The organism is Flavobacterium sp. AJR (assembly GCF_002156885.1).
Taxonomy (GTDB): domain Bacteria; phylum Bacteroidota; class Bacteroidia; order Flavobacteriales; family Flavobacteriaceae; genus Flavobacterium.
On the sequence record NZ_NCWQ01000063.1, the window covers coordinates 16,243 to 36,892 of the forward strand.

Here is a 20,650-nt window from a genome sequence, read left to right on the forward strand (position 1 = left end):
TAATCATATCCTCTAAAATTTCTTGCTCGACACAAAAACCTATTCAATTAAAAAACAGGTTTAACATAATAGTTAAATAAAGAGTCTACTTATAAAAACTGCTTATCTTTTTTTCTGCTGACCAGGTGCATAATTTTTTGCACTCTTACTTCCAGATATTTTTTTTGCCTGCCCAGGAGGAATCTTCCCAGAATTTGAAGATGAATTATGAACAGTATGAACACTGCAACTTGTTATAAAAAGTGTTAAAGAAATAGTAATGAATACGTTTCTAAAAATTCTAGCGGTTTTCATAGTTGTTTTTTTTTCAAAGTTACACCTTTTGCAATTACTATAAAAAGATTTGCTTTTTCGAATTTAGCCTATTTATAATTCCTTTAATAAATTCAAGACCACTATTACTCCTTCCTTTTCATTATATCTTCAATATCAAAATAGTATAAATACAAAAAAAAAGAATCTTACTCAAAGTAAAAGAACATTCCTGCTTATTGTTTTATGCAGCATCTTATTTTTTAGATATAGAAAATAGCTGTGGATGATGTAGTTAATGCAACAGCACTATCCCGAAGGATTTTAGAAAAAAGATTTCAGTTAATTTTAAAACGAAGTATTCTAGACGAAATCAATACGTTGCGTATTAAACAAGCCAAGCAACTTCTAAACGAAACGAATTTATCCATCACAGAAATCTCAGATGTTTGCGGATATACCGATATCAAAAACCTTTCAAGATATTTTAGTCGATATGAAGGCGTTAATCCTTTAGAATTTAGAAAATTAAAACATTCCAAATACTAAAATTTTGATATTATCTAGTAATGGATGTTTTCGAAGTCATTATACATCGGAGATCAAGCCATGAATAAAATTATGCTTTAAGAACGTGGTTTAGACAAGTTCCTGTCGTACATAATAATAGTTCCTGCCACAGCCACGTTTAAGCTTTTCTCTGATTTAAATTTTACTAAATGATGACATTTATCCATTACTTTATGAGATAAGCCATGATCTTCTGCACCTAATAAATAAACACAACGTCTTGGATGTTCAAAAGTCTCTAAATCGACAGCTTTTTCATCTAATTCAACACCAACCAATCGCGCTCCTTTGGGTAAGTTTTCAAAAAAAGCTTCAAAAGTGTCATAATGAAAATAAGGAATTGCCTTTACCGCATCGTGAGTATCACAAGCTTGTTTAGCATATCGATTACCTATGGTAAATATAAAAGTAGCACCTAAGTTTTGAGCAGACCGCCACAAAACACCCAAATTTTCAGGCGTTTTACCATTTTGTATTCCTATCCCGAAATATTCATTTATAAAGTTATCATTCATAAAGGCAAAAGTACAAACTGTAAGTACATAAGTCAATTTTTTATTGGGCTGAAAAGAACTACTTATGACTTAGTAGGAACAAAGAAATACCTTAAATCAACTTAGATGCTCAAATTATTTAAATAAAGATATTTATTATATTAGCCTAAGGCAAATACTAATTTATAATATAAGAATAATTAATTTGACCTTATTGAAGCCTTTCTTTGGCTAGTATAAATAAGTTAGTAGCCAGAACATCAATGAATTAAATTATGCCAAAATGGTAAATAGAAGTTTTACACCTTTCCCAATTTTAACAACTGAAAGACTAACTCTTAGACAATTATCGGTGGAAGACGGGTCAGCTATTTTTACTTTGCGTTCTGACACCGAAATAAACAAATATCTTAGCAGACAAGCAAGTCGAACAATTGAAGATGCAATAACTTTTATCAACAATATTAATGATAACATTAAAAGAAATGACTCGATTTATTGGGCAATAACTTTAACAAAAAGCAAGATTTTTGTTGGGACAATTTGTCTTTTTGACTTTTCAAATGAAAAAAATAAATGCGAAATCGGTTATGAACTTTTGACAAATTTTCAAGGTCAAGGAATAATGCAAGAAGCGACTACAAAAGTTATTGACTTTGCCTTTCAGACAATGCGACTTAAAAAGATAGAAGCAATTACTCATAATGACAATCAGAGTTCGATCAAACTTTTGACAAAATTAGACTTTAAAAAATCAAAAGAAGCTGACAAAGAAAACCCCGAGCGCACTATTTTCATATTAACAAATTCACTTTAAGACATTTAAACTGTTTTAGTTTTCCGCGATTGGTTCTTTCTAAAACTGTTTTTCGGGTAAAAGTGAAGTTTAAATTGGGTTCCAGATAAAGGGCTATTGCCTCTTCTATTTTCTGAATTTGGTTTTTATCGAGTTCATTATCACTAACATATTCTATTTCAAAAGAATCTAATTGCGTTTGTTTGATTATAAACTCTTTTACATTTCCATCGTCTTCGATTATACTTTTGGTAACATAATAAAAGGTCAATCCAGGCGATTTTTTCCCGCTTGGCAATACCGCAATATCGTTGGTTCTGCCTGTTAACTGTTTTAAAATAGGCTTTTGTAATGTACTTTTTTCATCCAGAATCCCCATGTCGCCAATTTCATATCTTATAAACGGATGGGCTTTATTATACAATGATGTAATTACAACTTTGCCTTCAGTCCCGTTAGGAACTGGTTGATTATTCTCGTCCAAGATTTCAACAAAAAGAGTTTCGGCATTTATTTGCCATTCCCCCTCAGGGTTTTCAAAAGCAATTAAATCAAGTTCAGATGCTCCATATTCATTAACGATTGGAATCCCAAATTGCTTCTTCAAAAGAATTTTATCACTTTCAAAAAGCATTTCGGATGTTACGATACAAACTTTTAAACTAGGGCAAATATCCTTTAATATGATGTTTTTCTTTTCTAAAAACTTAGCAAATAAAACAATTGAACTTGTATACCCGTTGAGGTAATCAAATTTTTTGGCTTTGAATTTTTTTAGAAAGCTTTCTAAAACGGCATCAGATAAATTAAAAATCGGAAACCGATAACGGTTACTCAAAAAATCTTTAAAACGTTCTTTTCTGTTTCCAATAAAATCTATCGGAATCCCATAAAAACGAGCCTGATAGGAAGTATTAAAATTTATTCCGTGCCAACCAAAGCGCATAATATTCGAAGCCCAGGTTAAGGCATGACAATATTTATCTTTGGCAAAAACAAAAGGAGTTCCGCTTGATCCAGAGGTTTTGTTGAGGTAAACGTTTTTGATAGCATAACCTTTAGACAACCTCTCAGAAAGAGGTTTTTGCAAATTCTGTTTGTTCAAAACAGGTAAGTCATTCCAATTTTTGATATTTACAGCACCAACTATCGTTGTATAAAATGGATTGTTTTGCAAATGATAAGCAACGATTTCTTCTTTTTTATGTTGAATAAATAAAGCATGTTCCTCTTCAGAAAACTGAATAATGGTATCCAATTCGGTTTTAGCTTCCTTAATCGGAAATCCATTTATAAGAAGAGAAAGATCAAAAAGTCGAAGCATTTGGAGCATAAATTTCACCAAAAATAATATTTACCAACAACTAAAGTTCAACAACCAACAACTTTTTAAAAATTAATTCTGTTTTAAGGTTAAAAGCAATTATTTTTGCACCACAACTAAATACAACTATACAATGACAATTTTACTATTGGGTTCAGGAGGAAGAGAGCATGCATTTGCATGGAAAATGATTCAAAGTCCGCTATGCGAAAAACTATTTGTTGCACCAGGAAATGCCGGAACAGCTGGTATTGCCCATAATGTAAACATTAGTCCAACTGATTTTGAAGCTATAAAAACTTTAGTAATTCAGGAAAATATAGGTATGGTTGTCGTAGGTCCCGAAGATCCATTGGTAAAAGGGATTTACGATTATTTTAAAAATGACGAAAGTTTAAAACATATTCCGGTTATCGGACCATCAAAATTAGGTGCACAACTTGAAGGAAGTAAAGAGTTTGCCAAAGAATTCTTGATGAAACACAATATCCCAACAGCTGCTTACGATAGTTTTACTGCAGAAACGGTAGAAAATGGATGTAAGTTTCTAGAAACATTGCAACCTCCTTATGTTTTAAAAGCAGATGGTTTAGCAGCAGGAAAAGGAGTTTTGATTATTCAGGATCTTGAAGAGGCTAAAACCGAATTAAGAAACATGTTAGTTCATGAAAAATTTGGTGCAGCTAGTTCAAAAGTTGTTATCGAAGAGTTTCTTGATGGTATTGAACTAAGCTGTTTTGTATTAACAGATGGAAAAAGTTATAAAATCCTACCAACTGCCAAAGATTACAAACGTATTGGCGAAGGTGATACAGGATTAAATACAGGCGGAATGGGAGCAGTTTCTCCAGTTCCTTATGTCGATGCTGTTTTAATGGAAAAAATCGAAACACGCATCGTAAAACCAACAATAGAAGGTTTTCAAAAAGACGGAATCGAGTATAAAGGTTTTGTATTTATCGGATTGATAAATGTTAAGAATGAACCAATCGTTATAGAATACAACGTAAGAATGGGTGATCCGGAAACTGAAGTTGTAGTTCCTAGATTAAAAACTGATTTGGTAGAATTGTTCTTGGCTGTAGCCAATGAAAAACTAGATACAATTTCTTTAGAGGTAGATCCAAGAAGTGCTACGACAATCATGGTAGTTTCAGGCGGTTATCCAGAGGATTTTGAAAAAGGAAAAGTAATTTCTGGATTAGAAAATATTTCAGATTCTATTGTTTTCCATGCAGGAACAAAGTTGGATAACAACAATGTGGTAAGTAATGGAGGAAGAGTTTTGGCAGTGACTTCATATGGAGACAACTTCCAGGAGGCCATAAAAAAATCTTATCAAAACATAGACAAGCTAAATTTTGATAAGATGTATTTTAGAAAAGATATTGGCTTCGACTTACTTTAAAAAAGAGTGAGCCGTAGTATCTTGATTTTCTGTTCCGGCTGCATCAAAAATGCGTAATTGTTTAATCCAATATACCATTGCAGCTGCACAGATAATCATGAAAATCCAGTTAATTGTATTAGCACCAAACCATGATACAAGTTCTAATGAACGTAAAAAATCAAGTGGAGCAAATAAAATGTTTACGAATAAGTACTGTATTCCTTCAAAAAAAGTTGTCATAATTTATAAAATTATTTTGTTATTTATTGTTTTGTAACACATTGAAGTTATAAATCCCGATAATCAGAATCTTTATTTCAACTTGTTGGTTTCCTTTTTAAACAAGTATTATATTTACAGTCACAAAAGTATAAAATATCCTTATGATAACAAGTGTTTTTAAAAAATCTACACCATTAAATTATTCATTGGTCGTAATTTTAATGCTGGTTTTCTTTTTCATCTATCAATTTCAAGAAATTTCTTGGGTAAAATCGCTTATTTCAGTTTCAGAAAAAATAAGTTTATTGATAGTTGTATTAGGATCTATGTTGATAACCAACTTTGTTGTCAAGAAAAACGGACTTAGTAAAGACAATGGTTACACGATATTCTTTTATTTATTATTATCGTTGTTTTTTCCGTCGGCACTAAATAATCCAAATGTATTGCTTGCCAATTTTTTTGTGTTATTAGCGCTTCGTCGATTGTTATCATTACAATCTCTAAAATCATCTAAAGAAAAAATATTTGATGCATCGTTATGGATACTATTGGCTTCATTGTTCCAGTTTTGGTGTATTTTATTTCTTATATTGGTATTTATATCAATAATTTTTCACGTTGCAGGCGATTATAGAAACTGGATTTTACCATTTATAGCCCTTTTTACTATAGCTACACTATTTCTATTAGTATCATTAATGTTTAATATTGATGTAATTACATTCTTTCAGAACCGTGCAGCAGTTGATTTTAGAATTAATTATTTTACCAATAATTACCAAAATGGAGCGCTATCAATTTATGTAGCAGTTGCGTTATTTTTTGTGGTTTCGCTGTTATTAACATTATCAAACAGACCATTATTATTGCATTCTTCATACAAAAAAATCGTTGCCTATTTCTTTATAGGGATAATTGTGTTTTTAATATCTCCTAATAAAAGCAACGATTTGTTATTGTTTACAGTAGCACCTTTGGCTATTATGGGATCAAGTCATATTGAGTTTTCACAAAACAAACTAAATAACGAAATCGTATATGGAGTCTTGATTTTGTGTAGTCTTTTTACCTTTTTCTCTCAATTATAGTTTATTTCCATAAGCTAAGTCACCGGCATCACCCAATCCTGGAACAATATAATTTTTCTCATTTAAGTTACTATCCAAGGCAGCAATCCATAAATGGCAAGAATCTGGCAGGTGTTTTTCTAGATAAGCAACACCTTCTGGAGCAGCAATTACAACAGCAAGATGCATTTCTTTTGGTGCACCATTTTGTATTAGTTTCTCATATACAGCAACGATCGATTGACCAGTGGCGAGCATTGGATCTATTAATAAAACGGTTTTATTATTGATACTAGATAAGGCTTGATATTCGACTAAAATGACAAATTCGGCATCATTATTAGGATGATGTCTGCATGCCGAAACAAAGCCATTTTCGGCTTCATCAAAGTAGTTCAAAAATCCAATATGTAGGGGTAATCCAGCACGTAAAATAGAACATAAAATAAGTTTGTCATCTATTTCGGTAGTGCTTTTGATACCAAGCGGTGTTTCGATTTCTACGTTTTTATAAGATAGATCTTTACTTATTTCATACGCCATAATTTCACCAATCCGCTCAATATTTCTTCGAAAACGCATACTATCGTTTTGAACTTTTATATTTCGTATCTGACCTAAAAAATGGTTTAATACGCTGTTATTTTCGGATAAATAATGAATCTGCATGATGGTATTTTTAAATTTATTTTAAAACCTAATTTGTTATAAATAGATTTATGATTTGATATTTTTTTATAAAAGTATAAAAAGTATCTTTGTATCTATAAAATTTAAAGACATGTTTTCAAAATTAGCATATTCTGTATTCGAACAAAGTATCAAAGATTATCATAAATTTGATAATGTTGATCAGCCAATAAACAATCCATATCCTAAAGATAAATTTGAACATTTATTATATTTAAAAAACTGGATTGATACCGTACAATGGCATTTTGAAGATATTATTCGTGACCCGAATATTGACCCAGTTGCTGCACTTACTTTAAAAAGAAGGATTGATGCATCTAATCAGGAACGTACTGATATGGTGGAATATATCGATAGTTATTTTTTACAAAAATACAGCAATGTAAAAGTAAAAGACGGTGCCAAAATCAATTCTGAAAGTCCAGCATGGGCATTTGATAGATTATCTATTTTGGCTTTAAAAATTTATCATATGAATGAGGAAGCTACTCGTGCAGAAGCTTCACAAGAGCATAGAGATAAATGCCAGGAAAAATTAAACGTACTTTTAGAACAAAGAAGTGACTTATCAACTGCAATTGATGATTTGTTAACTGACATTGAGAACGGTGATAAATTCATGAAAGTGTACAAACAAATGAAAATGTACAACGACGATGATTTGAATCCTGTTTTATATCAAAATAAAAAATAATTGGCAGAATTGTCCAATAAAATTAAGCATATAGCCGTCATGAGACTCTCCGCAATGGGAGATGTTGCCATGACGGTTCCTGTTTTACGCGCTTTTGTAAAACAGTATCCTGAGGTAAAATTAACGGTAATTTCGCGCCCATTCTTTAAACCATTTTTTGATGGAATTCCGAATCTGACTTTCTTTGTTTTTGATGATAAAGAACGTCATAAAGGATTTTTAGGATTAGTACGTTTATACAAAGATTTAAAAAAGCTACATATTGATGCTTTTGCCGATTTGCACAACGTTTTGCGCTCTAAAATAGTTCGTACTTTTTTCGCTTTAAGCGGAAAAAAAACTGCATTTGTTGATAAAGCCCGAGAAGAGAAAAAGGCATTGATGCGAGCTGAGAATAAAATCTTCAAGCCATTGCTTACTATGTTTGAACGACACAAAAAAGTGTTTGAAGAACTAGGATTTCCATTGGATTTATCGAATCCTGTTTTCCCTACAAAACCAATTTTAAGTCAGGAAATAGTTGATTTAATCGGAAATAAGTATGAAAGATTAATAGGAATTGCACCTTTTGCACAATACGATTCTAAGGTATATCCGCTGGATTTAATGCAGGAAGTAATAGCAAAACTAGCAGAAAATAAAAACCATACCATCTTACTTTTTGGAGGAGGAAAAAAAGAAATTGAAATTCTGGATTCACTTTCTAAACTGTATGAGAATGTTGTTAATATGGCTGGAAAAATCAAATTTCAGCAAGAATTACAACTTATTAGTAATCTAGATGTAATGCTTTCTATGGATTCAGGAAATGCACATATAGCAGCAATGCTGGGTGTAAAAGTAATTACACTTTGGGGTGCTACACATCCATACGCAGGATTCTTACCATTTAATCAGAAACTAGAAGACGCACTGACAGCAGATAGAACTAAATATCCTTTATTACCAACATCTGTTTACGGAAATAAAATGGTAGAAGGGTATGAGGATGCGATGAGAAGTATTTCTCCAAATGAAATTGTTCAAAAAATACAGTTAAGCATATAATCCATTTAAATCATGGAGAAAATACCCAATTGTTTTCTTTTTGTTCCTATCAGCAACAATTATAACAAAATGATTTTCTTTTTCTGTAGGCAGCAAAATGTGTTCAAAATCTTCGGTTGAATTTCTATAAACTTTATGCACCAATTGAGATTCTTTAATTTTGTGGGATAGTACTTTAGCACTTTTTAATTTGCTTACGTAAGGCCAAATATTAAAGATATTGTCAAAAACTGTTATTTCAGTCATTTTGCCAAGCATTGTTGAGCTATATTTTTCTTCAGTAAGTAATTTGGGACCTTTTTTATTTCGGTGTTTTTTAATTATAAAGTAAATACAAATAAGAGCTGTTATTACAAAAATTGCTACAAATGATAAACGAAGGAAGTGATGTATTGTCATAATATTTAATATTTAAACGTGTTGACAAATTTGATTTAGCTCTACAAATCATGTAAAACATGAGGTTGCGATTACTTTAATAACACCACTAAAATAATGAAAATTTGGCAATATTTTAATAAAAATTTGTTTTTATTGTAATTTCAGCTCTAGACAAAGATTTTCATCAAGACAATGATTGTAAACATAATTATAAAACAAAAAAAAAAATCCAAATCCCAATTATAAAGTTGGAGTTTGGATTTTTTTTATTTGGAATTTAATCTTTTATACGTCGTCGTAATCTACATAAATAGACTCAGAGGTAGGATGTGCCTGACAAGTAAGAATTAATCCGTCAGCGATTTCTTTATCGGTTAGGATTGAGTTCTTTTTCATCTCTGCAGTACCAGAAGTTACACGAGCAAGACAACTGCTACAAATTCCGCCTTGGCAAGAATAAGGAGCATCGATTCCTTGTTTTAATGCTGCATCAAGAATTGTTTGTTTTTGAGACATTTCAAAAGAAACTTCTTCATCGTCTACTAAAACAGTAATTTTAGAATGTCCTTCTAATGAAGTATCAATTTTATTTTCTTGTGTAGAAGAAGTAAAAAGCTCAAATTTTATAGCCGATTCTTTTACATTTTTCTCTTTTAAGATTCCCGAAACAGTGTTAATCATTTCTTCAGGACCACATAAATAGAATTTATCAAATTGTAATTCTTTGTGTTTGTTATTCAACACAAAATTTACTGCCGATTTATCGATTCTACCAAACAAAGCATTTTCAACTTTAGCTTGACTATAAACATAATGTACAAATAAGCGCCCTACATATTGCAATTGTAAATCGTGTAATTCTTGGTAAAAAATAGTGTCTTCGACAGTTTTGTTTCCATAAACCAATACAAAAGAGCTTTTTGGCTCACTTTTTAAAACCGATTTTAGGATAGAAAGTACAGGAGTTATTCCGCTTCCAGCAACAAATGCTGCATAGTTTTTTTGTTTTTCTGACTCAGGTTCAAATGTAAATTTACCTTCGGGTTTACCTACTTCTAGTACATCACCAGCTTTTAATCGTGTAGTTGCAAATTGCGAAAAAACTCCGTTTTTTACGGCTTTTACAGCAATGCGTAATTCACCACTTTCTGGAGATGAACAAATAGAATAAGCACGACGAAGCTCTTTATTATCTAGTGTTAATCGTAAATTGATATATTGTCCTGCAATAAAAGTATAGTTTGATTTTAGTTCTTCAGGAACATTAAAAAGTATCGAAACAGCTGTTGCAGTTTCACGTTTTACTTCTTTTATTATTAGTTTTAGGAATGAAGGCATGATATTATTTTTTTGCAAAAGTAGCAAACAGCTATTAAATGATTGGTATTAAACAGTAATATTTTACTTTGTTTGTAACGTTTTCCTACATTTACACACTTACGTATCAAACTAAACCAAAAAAAATGATTAAAAAATTTATTTATCTCGAATGGAAATCCTTTTCAAGGTCGGCATCATTTGGTGCCAATGTTGCATTAAAAATTGTAATAGGTTTTCTGGCAATTTATTTTTCGCTTATTTTAATTGGTGCGGGAACAGGTATTTTTTACCTGCTTAAAAAGATGAATCTTGACCCGTTATTAACCATAAATAAGTTCTTGATTTATTATTTTTTATTCGATTTAGTGATTAGGCTTTTAATGCAAGCCATTCCGGTACTTAATATCAAACCGTTATTAACATTGTCAATCCAAAAGAAAACTATTGTTCATTTTTCACTTGGCAAAACCGTCTTATCGTTTTTCAATATCATTCATGCTTTCTTTTTTATACCTTTTACAATAGTATTATTAATAGAAGGATATGATATATTGAGTGTAATCTTTTGGCATTTAGCCATAATAGCATTAATTTATATCAATAACTTCTTGAATATTTTGTTGAGTAACATCGATAAATTGTTTGTTGTTTTTCTTGGAATTATTGCTGTTTTAGGAGGACTGCAGTATTATGATTTTTTTGATATTACAAACTATGCCGTTTTGCTTTTTGATGGTTTTTGCAACATAAAAGGACTCTTTCTTATTCCAGTTTTGGTTTTGGCAGGGCTTTATTACATGACTTTTATTTATTTTAAAGATAATTTATATCTCGACGCTGGACTTTCGACTAAACATGATGTTGCTACAACCGAAAACTTAACCTGGCTTAATCAATTCGGGACATTAGGAACTTTTCTTAAAAACGATATTAAACTTATAAAGAGAAATAAAAGGTCTAAGATGACTATTATTATGAGTCTTTTCTTTTTGCTTTATGGATTACTGTTTTTTAGTGCAAGTACGCACCAGCCACCAGTAATGCAAATTTTAGCAGGTATTTTTGTATCAGGAGGTTTCCTTTTTACTTTCGGGCAATTTGTACCAAGTTGGGACAGTTCATATTACCAACTCATGATGACACAAAATATTCCGTACAAAGGATATATTACTTCTAAATGGTGGTTAATAGTTATTGCAACAATTATATCGACGATTATTGCTTCATTTTATCTTTATTTTGGATGGAAAGTGTATCTCACAATTGTTGTTGGAGCCATTTATAATATTGGTGTTAATTCACATTTAGTACTCCTGGGAGGAGCATTTACAAAAACACCAATCGACTTAACATCTACAAGCGGAGCATTTGGAGATAAAAAAGCTTTTAACGTAAATGCAATGTTACTTACGTTGCCTAAAATGCTGTTACCATTGGGATTATATTGGATTGGTCTTTGGTTTGGAAATCCAAATATAGGATTAGCATTAGTTGCTATAGCAGGAATAATCGGTTTTGCTTTTAAGGATAAAGTCTTTTTGCTTATCGAAAAAAGATATAAAATCGAAAAATATTCTACTATAAGTGCTTATAAACAAAAGAACTAGAGTAATTATAAAATGTGTCAATTTGATAATTTTTATCTGACCAATAATCAAAAAAACATCAAATTAACAATTAACCAGATTAACAATTAAACATTAAAAAATGATACAAGTAAATAAACTTTCAAAGACATATAACGGAACAACAGTTTTAAAAATCGATAATCTTGAAATTCCAAAAGGGCAAAGTTTTGGGTTAGTAGGGAATAATGGTGCGGGAAAAACTACTTTTTTTAGTTTGCTATTAGATTTAATTCATCCCTCTACAGGAAATATTACAACAAATTCTATTCAGGTAAATAATGACGAAAGTTGGAAAACTTTTACAGGTTCATTTTTAGATGAAAGCTTTTTGATAGGATATTTAACTCCCGAAGAGTATTTTTATTTTGTAGGAGATTTACGAGGACAAAATAAGGCCGATGTTGATGCATTATTACTCAAACATGAGGAATTTTTTAATGGAGAAATTCTAAAAAACAAAAAATACCTGCGAGATCTGTCTAAAGGAAATCAAAAAAAAGTAGGAATTATAGCTACACTTATTGGTAGTCCCGAAGTGATTATTTTAGACGAACCATTTGCAAATTTAGACCCAACAACAGTAAGTCGATTAAAAAAAATAATAAAAGAACTAGCTGATAATCCGAATGTTACAGTTTTAGTTTCGAGTCATGACTTACAGCACACAGTCGAAGTTTGCGACCGAATTGTTGCCTTAAATAAAGGAGAAATTGTGAAAGATATTCAAACTTCTGGAGAAACACTTCAAGAACTGGAATCGTTTTTTGCCGTTTAAATATAAATATCTCAAAAAGAAGCGTATTTTTACCAGTTATTATACTAAAAAACTTTTTTAGATGTTAAATGTTAAAAATGTTTCCCATTGAAAAACAATCGACTTAAATACATATTTCTGCTCTTATTTTTTTCCCTTTTGATAGCTTGTTCTACCAAAAGAGATACATTTTTAGCAAGAAATTCTCATGCTTTGAGTACAAAGTATAATATATTATACAACGGACAAGTAGGTTTTGATAAAGGTATGAAAGCTATAGAAGCTAATTATACAGATAATTTCTGGAAATTACTGCCTATTGAAAGAATGCAAATTAACGAAGGGAATTTGGATGAAGCAAAAACTAAAAATGCTGATTTTGAACTTGCCGAGACCAAAGCAACCAAAGCTATTCAAAAACATTCGATGAATATTGGAGGTCGGGAAAAAAATAGCCAGATAGACGAAGCATATCTTATGCTTGGTCAGGCACGTTATTATGATCAGAGGTTTTTACCAGCCCTGGATGCTTTTAATTATATTTTATATAAATATCCAACAAGTAGTAACATTAATACCGCGAGAATTTGGCGAGAGAAAACCAATATGCGTTTAGGTAATGATGAGTTGGTTATAAAAAATATCTATAAATTAATAAAAGGAGTTGCATTAAAAAAACAAGTTTATGCCGATGCAAATGCTTTATTAGCAGAAGCTTTTATCAATTTAGAACAAAAAGACAGCGCAATTACAAAACTTAAAATTGCCGAAGAGTTTACTAAAAGAAATCCTGAAAGAGCTAGATATCGTTTTATCCTTGGACAATTATATCAGGAAACACATAAAAGAGATAGTGCACTTTATTTTTATCAATCGGTAATTGATATGAACAGAAGAGCAGAGAGAAAGTATGTAATACATGCTTACTCAAAAAAAGCTCAGTTATTTGATTATCAAACAGGAGATAGTACCGTTTTTATTAAAACATATAATAAACTAATTGCCGATAGAGAAAATAGACCATTCCTGGATGTGATTTATTATGAAATGGGAGTTTTCTTTGATAAGCGTAAAAATGAAAAATCGGCATTAGAGTTTTATAATTCTTCATTAAAACGAAAATCTTTAGATCCATATTTAACAGCATCTACTTATCGAAACATTGGTAATATGTACTTTAAGAAAGCTAGTTACACAATGGCGGCAAAGTATTATGATAGTACTTTGGTAAAAATGGATCCTAAAACCAGAGAGTATGTTTATATCCAGAAAACGCGAAAAAATTTGGATGACGTAATAAAATACGAAGGTATTGCAAAACGTAATGATAGTATTATAACAGTAGTTGGACTACCAGATTCAGCCAGAGTAAAATATTTTAGAGATTATATTGCCAAGATAAAAACTGAAGACGAAGCAAAACGAATTCTCGCAGAAAAAGAAAAACAGAAACTGGCTAATATTGCGCTAAACACAGGTGGAGGTGGTTTAGAAACAGTAACGGCAACGGGTGCTGTACCTGGAACTCCTGAAAAAAGTGGTATTCCAACACCGCCAACAGGAAACGAAGTTGCCAGCAATTTTTATTTCTATAACCCATCTACAGTAGCTTACGGAAAACTACAGTTTAAAAAATTGTGGGGAAATAGAGTCTTAAATAGTAACTGGAGATTACCATCTAATAAACCAAATATGGCTTCGGATGATGATAAATCGACGGATGTGGTTGTAAATGATTCTATTAAAACAGAAGTAATAGTTGAAAAGTATACTACAGATTTTTACGAAAAACAACTTCCAAAAGATAAATCGGCAATAGATAGTATTGTTAAAGAACGCAATTTTTCTTACTATCAATTAGGCATTATTTATAAAGAGAAATTCAAAGAGTATGAATTGGCTAGCAATAAGTTAGAGCAATTGTTACAGAATAACCCTGAAGAAAAATTGATTTTACCATCGATGTATAATCTCTACAAAATTTATGAGATAACAAATCCAGCGAAAGCGGCAGCGGTAAAAAATGAGATTTCTTCACGTTATCCAAATTCACGTTATGCACAAATCATAAATAACAATGGTTTAGATGAAGAATCGGCAAGCAAAGCACCTGATAAAGAATATCAGAAATGGTATAAATTATTTCAGGAAGAAAAGTATGGCGAAGTCTTAAGTAATATTGATAATTTAATTAATCAATATTCCGGAGATGAAATCGTATCAAAATACGAGCTATTAAAAGCCAATACTTTAGGTAAAGCAAAAGGATTAGTTGCTTATAAAAAAGCTATAGAAAATGTAGCTGCTAATTATCCAAATAGTGAAGAAGGAAAAAAAGCTCAAGATATTTTAACAAATCAAATTCCGTTTTTAGAGAAGCGAGTTTTTACTACAACAGATACGAAAAATTGGAAAATCCTGTATAAAATTGGTATTCAGGATGAGAAAGCAAGAAAAACAATTGAAGATATTATTAAAAAGTTTTTTGCAGATGAAAATTTCCAAAAGCTTACTTTTTCTTTCGATAAATACGATTTAGATTCAGGATTTGTTACCGTTCATGGTTTAAGATCAGAAGTTTATGCAAATGATGTTGCTAAAGTATTAAAAGAAAATAAAAAATATAACTTGGTAGAATATCCTGCAGTAATAATATCAAGTGATAATTATAGTATAGTACAAATTAATAAAAATTTAGAAGCTTATTTAGCGCCTAAAACCCCGTAATCATGTTTAATAAAGCACCCAAATTTAGCACAGAGCACTTAGGAAAAACAAATAGAATAGTTGAAGGAACTATAATAACAGGAGATATTACATCGCTAGCCGATTTTAGATTAGATGGTGAATTAATAGGGAATTTTACTTCAAAAGGAAAAATTGTAATTGGCCCAGCAAGTAAAGTTAAAGGAGATATCATTTGTCAAAACGCTGATATCGAGGGAGAATTTACAGGAAAAATCAAAGTTGTAGACCTTTTAAACGTAAAAGCCACAGCTAAAATTACCGGTGAAGTTACCATAGGAAAATTATCGGTAGAACCAGGAGCCGATTTTAGTGCGACTTGTATAATGGCAACAGATTTTAAAACTGAAATAAATGACGGACAAGGAACCAAAAAAGGATAATCAGCCAAATAATAAATGGATCGCGCTTATTAATATTCCATTTCAGATGGGGGTAATTATATTTTTATTTTCCTATCTGGGTATTTGGTTAGATGAAAAATATTCAAACGGAGGTTCTTTATGGACAATCGTTTTGTCTTTGTTTTCGGTTTTCTTAGCACTTTATAATGTCCTGCGACAAGTTAAAAATTTAAATAAATAATGAATAGAACTGTTGATTTTCTTAAGTATTTTATCCCTTTTTCGATTGTATTGTTTGCCACACAATACTTTATTATGCAATCTCTTTCAGAGAAATTAGTTTTTTTTTACTCCGCGTGGAGTATTTATACATTTAATATTCTTGCTACTTTTTTAGTTTTCCTGTTTTTAATTTTTGTCAATAAAAATTTCCCAACTTATACAGGTTTTGCTTTCCTTGGCGCAAGTTTTTTTAGAATGATGGTAGCCGTCATTTTCTTAATTCCTTTGATAAAAGGAGATGTAAAAGACCCAATAATAGACTTGGGCACGTTTTTTATCCCTTATTTTTTATTTTTACTTTTTGAGACATATTTTGCCGTTCGCCTAATAAATAAAAGTTAACCACTTCATTATTAGATAAATTGACTAAAAAAAATGTAATTTTAAAAATTACATCTATAAATTTTCAATTTTCAATTTAAAATGTACCTTTGCAAAAAATTTTTGGAACCTAAAATTAGATAAAGATTTAATAATGATATTTTCAAATAAACCAGTTCAGTACTTATTAGTTACTTTATTAGCTTTTTCTTCGTCGATAAATTTCGCCTCTACTCCAGTTGACAGTGTTTCAGTTAAACACGAAAACGTTGCAGTAGCAGAAGGAAAAGGTCACGCAGAAAGTGTTGGTCACGAAATAGAAGAAGAATTTAATGCTAGCAAATTGATCAATTCGCACATTGGAGATGCTCATGATTTTCATATTGCCGATTGGGATGGTCATCCTATTTCTTTTAATTTGCCAGTTATTTTATGGACCAATAACGGATTGGAGATTTTTTCTTCGAAAGAGTTTCACCATGACAATACAGGAGAACATGTTGTAGATATCAACGGTCAAAAAGTAGTTCGTTATAAAGAAGTTATTTTTTATGCTGACAAATTTGAAACAATGACAACTGAAGAAAGAGATAATGGGGCATTTGCTTTTGATGCAAGACCTTTAGATTTCTCTATCACAAAGAATGTTTTTTCAATGTTGATGTCAGCGATAATTTTGTTTTTCTTATTTTTTGCAGTAGCAAGATCTTACAAGAAAAATCCAAATGCACCAAAAGGATTAGCTGGATTTTTAGAGCCACTAGTTACATACGTTAGAGATGAGATTGCAATTCCAAACATTGGACCAAAAAAATACGCAAAATACATGCCGTATCTTTTAACTATATTTTTCTTTATCTGGATTAATAACTTAATCGGATTAATTCCTTTCTTCCCATTTAGTTCAAACTTAACAGGTAATATCTATTTTACATTTGTAATGGCATTTATTACTTTCGTAGTTACAACTTTAAGCGGAAACAAAAATTACTGGGGACACATTTTTAATACACCAGGAGTTCCTGTGTGGTTGGCTCCAATTATGATTCCTGTAGAAATTATCGGAATGCTTACTAAGCCATTTGCATTGATGATTCGTTTATTTGCAAACATCACTGCTGGTCACATTATTATCTTGAGTTTAGTTTCTTTGATTTTCATTTTCAAAAGTATTGCTATCGGACCAGTTGCTGGAGCATTCGTATTGTTCATGAGCGTATTAGAAATGTTGGTTGCTGCTTTGCAAGCGTATGTATTTACATTGCTTTCAGCATTATTTATTGGTCAGGCTGTTGAAGAGCACGATCATCATTAATTAGAGTTTTATTAATTATTAACTATATAAATTTATTATTATGGTATTAGCTGGAATCGGAGCTGGATTAGCTGTAATTGGTGCAGGTCTTGGTATTGGAAAAATTGGTGGATCTGCAATGGACGCTATTGCTCGTCAACCAGAAGCTGCTGGAAAAATTCAGACTGCTATGATTATTGCTGCTGCACTTATTGAAGGTGTTGCACTTTTCGCAGTAGTTGTTGCGTTAATCGCAAAATAATTAAAATCTAAAACTTCCTGTAGCGGTTGGCTCCAGGAAGTTTTTTAAAAAAAGACAAACAATTTTTAAATATATAATGTTATGCAATTAACTTCACCAGAAAGTTTAATTTTTTGGACAACAATTATCTTTATTGTTTTCTTCATTCTTTTGGCAAAATATGCTTGGAAACCTATTTTAGGAGCGGTAAAAAGCCGTGAAGAATCTATCAATGAGGCTTTAGCATCTGCTGAAGCAGCTCGTAGAGAAATGCAAAATTTAACTGCAGATAATGAGCGTATCTTAAAAGAAGCTCGTGCAGAACGTGATGCGATGTTAAAAGAAGCTCGCGAAATGAAAGAGCAAATTATAGCTGAATCTAAAAATGAAGCTCAAGAGCAAGGTCAAAAATTGATCGCTCAAGCTAAAGCAGCTATTGAAAATGAAAAAAATGCAGCTATGGCTGAATTGAAATCTCAAGTTTCAACTTTATCATTAAGCATTGCTGAAAAATTATTGAAAGAAGAATTATCTAGCAAAGAATCTCAAACTAAATTAGTTGAGAAAATGTTAGATGACGTAAAGCTAAACTAATATTATGGCAAGTACAAGAGCAGCAATTCGTTATGCAAAAGCAATTCTAGACTTAGCAAACTCTAAAGGTGTTGCCGAAGCTGTCAATAACGACATGAAATCAATTGCTTCAACAATAGGAGCAAATGAAGAATTGAGTACCTTTATCGAAAGCCCAACTATAAAAGTTGAAGTTAAAGAGAGTGCTCTTTTAGAAGTTTTTGCAAGTGTAAATGGTGTAACTAAAGGGTTATTTCATTTATTGTTTGAAAACAAAAGATTCGAAATTCTAGGAGCAATTGCACTAGAGTACAATAAATTATTTGATGAAAGCATTGGTGTTGAAGTAGCTACGGTTACAACAGCAATTCCTATGGATGCTGCTTTAGAAGCTAAAGTATTAGCTAAAATTGCAACATTATCAGATAAAAAAATTACAATAGAAAATAATGTAGATGCTTCAATTATTGGAGGATTTATTTTAAGAATAGGCGATAAGCAATATAATGCATCTGTTGCAAACAGATTACAAGTATTAAAAAGAGAGTTAAGTAATTAGTTTTATTACACATAAAAGTGTCTAAATTATAAATTTAAGATGGCGGAAATCAAACCTGCTGAAATTTCAGCAATATTAAGAAAGCAAGTAGAAGGTTTTGAATCTGGTGCTACGCTAGAGGAAGTAGGAACGGTACTTCAAGTTGGAGATGGTATTGCTCGTATTTACGGGCTATCTAATGTACAATACGGTGAGTTAGTTGAATTTGAAAACGGACTTGAAGCTATTGTATTGAACCTTGAAGAAGACAATGTTGGTGTGGTACTTTTAGGACCATCAACAGGAATCAAAGAAGGATCAACTGCAAAAAGAACACAACGTATTGCTTCTCTTAAAGTAGGTGAGCAAATGGTAGGACGTGTAGTGAACACTCTTGGTTTTCCAATTGATGGAAAAGGACCAATCGGTGGAACATTATATGAAATGCCTTTAGAAAGAAAAGCTCCTGGAGTTATCTTCCGTCAGCCAGTAACTGAGCCATTGCAAACAGGTATTAAAGCTGTTGATGCTATGATCCCAGTTGGTCGTGGACAACGTGAGCTTGTTATTGGTGACCGTCAAACAGGTAAATCAACTGTTTGTATCGATACAATCTTAAATCAAAAAGAATTTTACGATGCAGGAAAACCTGTATTTTGTATATATGTTGCAATTGGGCAAAAAGCTTCAACTGTAGCAGGAATTGCTAAAATGTTAGAAGAAAAAGGTGCAATGGCTTATACAGTTATTGTTGCTGCAAATGCTTCTGACCCAGCTCCAATGCAAGTTTATGCTCCTTTCGCAGGTGCAGCAATTGGAGAATATTTTAGAGATTCAGGTCGTCCAGCACTTATCGTGTATGATGATTTATCTAAACAAGCTGTTGCTTACCGTGAGGTTTCTCTTTTATTAAGAAGACCACCGGGACGTGAGGCATATCCTGGAGACGTTTTCTACTTACACTCTCGTTTATTAGAGCGTGCTTGTAAAGTAATTGCAGATAATGGAATTGCTAAAAACATGAACGATTTACCAGATTCTATTAAGTCTATCGTAAAAGGTGGTGGTTCATTAACTGCTTTACCAATTATTGAGACTCAAGCTGGTGACGTTTCTGCATATATCCCAACAAACGTAATTTCGATTACAGATGGTCAGATTTTCCTTGATGGAGATTTGTTCAACTCTGGAGTTCGTCCTGCTATTAACGTAGGTATCTCAGTTTCTCGTGTTGGAGGTAATGCACAAATTAAATCAATGAAAAAAGTATCAGGTACTTTAAAATTAGACCAAGCTCAATTCCGCGAATTGGAAGCGTTTGCTAAATTTGGTTCTGACTTAGATGCTGTTACTTTAAACGTAATTGAAAAAGGAAAAAGAAACGTTGAAATCTTGAAACAAGGTTTAAATGATCCTTATACAGTTGAAAACCAAGTTGCTATTATTTACGCTGGTTCTAAAAACTTATTAAGAAACGTTCCTGTAAATAAAGTAAAAGAATTTGAAGCAGATTTCTTAGCATACCTAAACAGCAAGCATAAAGATACTCTTAATGCGCTTAAAGCAGGTAAACTAGACGATAACATTACAGATGTTATTGAAAAAGTAGCAAAAGAAATTTCAGCAAAATATAACTAATAAGATAATTGGATAATTAGATAATTAGAAAGATCAAAG

General features: G+C 31.5%; 23 protein-coding genes. 16 read left to right on the plus strand and 7 right to left on the minus strand.

Going from position 1 to position 20,650, the window contains the following annotated elements:
• Positions 1-102: 102 nt before the first annotated feature.
• A complete protein-coding gene (locus B8T70_RS16220) occupies positions 103-294 on the minus strand; it encodes a hypothetical protein (protein ID WP_039116677.1) in 192 nt (63 codons plus the stop codon).
• A 240-nt stretch (positions 295-534) separates the two neighbouring features.
• On the opposite strand from B8T70_RS16220, the gene B8T70_RS16225 reads away from it, so the two are divergent.
• The gene (locus B8T70_RS16225) at positions 535-801 is read left to right on the plus strand and encodes a helix-turn-helix transcriptional regulator (RefSeq protein WP_165763227.1); all 267 of its coding nucleotides are present in this window, start codon (positions 535-537) and stop codon (positions 799-801) included.
• Between the two features lie 77 nt (positions 802-878).
• On the opposite strand, the gene B8T70_RS16230 is transcribed toward B8T70_RS16225, so the two are convergent.
• On the minus strand, positions 879-1,337 hold the full coding sequence (locus B8T70_RS16230) for an RNA methyltransferase (protein ID WP_039120587.1): 459 nt from the start codon (positions 1,335-1,337) through the stop codon (positions 879-881).
• Positions 1,338-1,599: 262 nt separating this feature from the next.
• Here B8T70_RS16230 and B8T70_RS16235 point away from each other — a divergent pair, with 262 nt between their 5' ends.
• Positions 1,600-2,133, plus strand: coding sequence for a GNAT family N-acetyltransferase (locus B8T70_RS16235; RefSeq protein WP_086895501.1), 534 nt, complete (start codon positions 1,600-1,602; stop codon positions 2,131-2,133).
• On the opposite strand, the gene B8T70_RS16240 is transcribed toward B8T70_RS16235, so the two are convergent.
• Positions 2,111-3,436 carry a phenylacetate--CoA ligase family protein gene (locus B8T70_RS16240; RefSeq protein ID WP_086895502.1) on the minus strand — a complete coding sequence of 442 codons (1,326 nt, stop codon included), beginning with the start codon at positions 3,434-3,436 and terminating at the stop codon, positions 2,111-2,113. The genes B8T70_RS16235 and B8T70_RS16240 overlap by 23 nt on opposite strands.
• Positions 3,437-3,569: 133 nt before the next feature.
• Between B8T70_RS16240 and purD the strand changes: the two genes are divergently transcribed.
• Complete coding sequence (gene purD / locus B8T70_RS16245; RefSeq protein WP_086895503.1) at positions 3,570-4,844, plus strand: phosphoribosylamine--glycine ligase; 1,275 nt, start codon at positions 3,570-3,572, stop codon at positions 4,842-4,844.
• Here purD and B8T70_RS16250 read toward each other — a convergent pair.
• On the minus strand, positions 4,836-5,066 hold the full coding sequence (locus tag B8T70_RS16250) for a hypothetical protein (protein WP_035620182.1): 231 nt from the start codon (positions 5,064-5,066) through the stop codon (positions 4,836-4,838). The genes purD and B8T70_RS16250 overlap by 9 nt on opposite strands.
• 143 nt (positions 5,067-5,209) lie before the next feature.
• Here B8T70_RS16250 and B8T70_RS16255 point away from each other — a divergent pair, with 143 nt between their 5' ends.
• Positions 5,210-6,139, plus strand: a complete 930-nt coding sequence (locus tag B8T70_RS16255; RefSeq protein WP_039113311.1) for a DUF6427 family protein — start codon at positions 5,210-5,212, stop codon at positions 6,137-6,139.
• Here B8T70_RS16255 and upp read toward each other — a convergent pair.
• On the minus strand, positions 6,134-6,787 hold the full coding sequence (gene upp / locus B8T70_RS16260) for a uracil phosphoribosyltransferase (RefSeq protein ID WP_086895504.1): 654 nt from the start codon (positions 6,785-6,787) through the stop codon (positions 6,134-6,136). The two genes, B8T70_RS16255 and upp, sit on opposite strands and share 6 nt — an antisense overlap.
• 112 nt (positions 6,788-6,899) lie before the next feature.
• Here upp and B8T70_RS16265 point away from each other — a divergent pair, with 112 nt between their 5' ends.
• Both B8T70_RS16265 and B8T70_RS16270 read left to right on the plus strand, forming a co-directional pair.
• Positions 6,900-7,505 carry a DUF4254 domain-containing protein gene (locus B8T70_RS16265; RefSeq protein WP_039113313.1) on the plus strand — a complete coding sequence of 202 codons (606 nt, stop codon included), beginning with the start codon at positions 6,900-6,902 and terminating at the stop codon, positions 7,503-7,505.
• Positions 7,506-7,544: 39 nt separating this feature from the next.
• Positions 7,545-8,552: a glycosyltransferase family 9 protein gene (locus tag B8T70_RS16270; RefSeq protein ID WP_086895516.1), complete on the plus strand. Its 1,008-nt coding sequence runs from the start codon at positions 7,545-7,547 to the stop codon at positions 8,550-8,552.
• Here the strand turns inward: B8T70_RS16270 and B8T70_RS16275 are convergent.
• Together B8T70_RS16275 and B8T70_RS16280 are read right to left on the minus strand one after the other, a co-directional pair.
• On the minus strand, positions 8,541-8,951 hold the full coding sequence (locus B8T70_RS16275; protein ID WP_039113314.1) for a hypothetical protein: 411 nt from the start codon (positions 8,949-8,951) through the stop codon (positions 8,541-8,543). The genes B8T70_RS16270 and B8T70_RS16275 overlap by 12 nt on opposite strands.
• A gap of 267 nt (positions 8,952-9,218) precedes the next feature.
• Positions 9,219-10,271: a ferredoxin--NADP reductase gene (locus B8T70_RS16280; RefSeq protein ID WP_086895505.1), complete on the minus strand. Its 1,053-nt coding sequence runs from the start codon at positions 10,269-10,271 to the stop codon at positions 9,219-9,221.
• Between the two features lie 125 nt (positions 10,272-10,396).
• Here B8T70_RS16280 and B8T70_RS16285 point away from each other — a divergent pair, with 125 nt between their 5' ends.
• From B8T70_RS16285 to atpA, 10 genes are all read left to right on the plus strand, one after another.
• On the plus strand, positions 10,397-11,860 hold the full coding sequence (locus tag B8T70_RS16285; protein WP_086895506.1) for a DUF5687 family protein: 1,464 nt from the start codon (positions 10,397-10,399) through the stop codon (positions 11,858-11,860).
• 100 nt (positions 11,861-11,960) lie between these two features.
• Positions 11,961-12,656 carry an ABC transporter ATP-binding protein gene (locus B8T70_RS16290; RefSeq protein ID WP_086895507.1) on the plus strand — a complete coding sequence of 232 codons (696 nt, stop codon included), beginning with the start codon at positions 11,961-11,963 and terminating at the stop codon, positions 12,654-12,656.
• Between the two features lie 192 nt (positions 12,657-12,848).
• Entirely contained in the window at positions 12,849-15,362 is a 2,514-nt protein-coding gene (locus B8T70_RS16295; protein ID WP_369827404.1) for a gliding motility protein, read from the plus strand.
• Between the two features lie 2 nt (positions 15,363-15,364).
• Positions 15,365-15,763 (plus strand): polymer-forming cytoskeletal protein, encoded by a 399-nt coding sequence (locus B8T70_RS16300; protein WP_039113320.1) that lies wholly within the window; start codon positions 15,365-15,367, stop codon positions 15,761-15,763.
• A complete protein-coding gene (locus B8T70_RS16305) occupies positions 15,735-15,965 on the plus strand; it encodes an AtpZ/AtpI family protein (protein ID WP_052259432.1) in 231 nt (76 codons plus the stop codon). The genes B8T70_RS16300 and B8T70_RS16305 overlap by 29 nt, the downstream gene beginning before the upstream one ends.
• A 516-nt stretch (positions 15,966-16,481) precedes the next feature.
• Positions 16,482-17,642 (plus strand): F0F1 ATP synthase subunit A, encoded by a 1,161-nt coding sequence (atpB, locus tag B8T70_RS16315; protein ID WP_086895510.1) that lies wholly within the window; start codon positions 16,482-16,484, stop codon positions 17,640-17,642.
• 40 nt (positions 17,643-17,682) lie between these two features.
• Positions 17,683-17,883, plus strand: a complete 201-nt coding sequence (gene atpE, locus B8T70_RS16320; RefSeq protein WP_031453874.1) for an ATP synthase F0 subunit C — start codon at positions 17,683-17,685, stop codon at positions 17,881-17,883.
• An 81-nt stretch (positions 17,884-17,964) separates the two neighbouring features.
• Positions 17,965-18,456: a F0F1 ATP synthase subunit B gene (locus B8T70_RS16325; RefSeq protein WP_039113324.1), complete on the plus strand. Its 492-nt coding sequence runs from the start codon at positions 17,965-17,967 to the stop codon at positions 18,454-18,456.
• Between the two features lie 4 nt (positions 18,457-18,460).
• Positions 18,461-18,994, plus strand: a complete 534-nt coding sequence (atpH, locus tag B8T70_RS16330) for an ATP synthase F1 subunit delta (protein ID WP_039113325.1) — start codon at positions 18,461-18,463, stop codon at positions 18,992-18,994.
• A 39-nt stretch (positions 18,995-19,033) separates the two neighbouring features.
• On the plus strand, positions 19,034-20,611 hold the full coding sequence (gene atpA / locus B8T70_RS16335; RefSeq protein WP_035620159.1) for a F0F1 ATP synthase subunit alpha: 1,578 nt from the start codon (positions 19,034-19,036) through the stop codon (positions 20,609-20,611).
• Positions 20,612-20,650 lie beyond the last annotated feature (39 nt).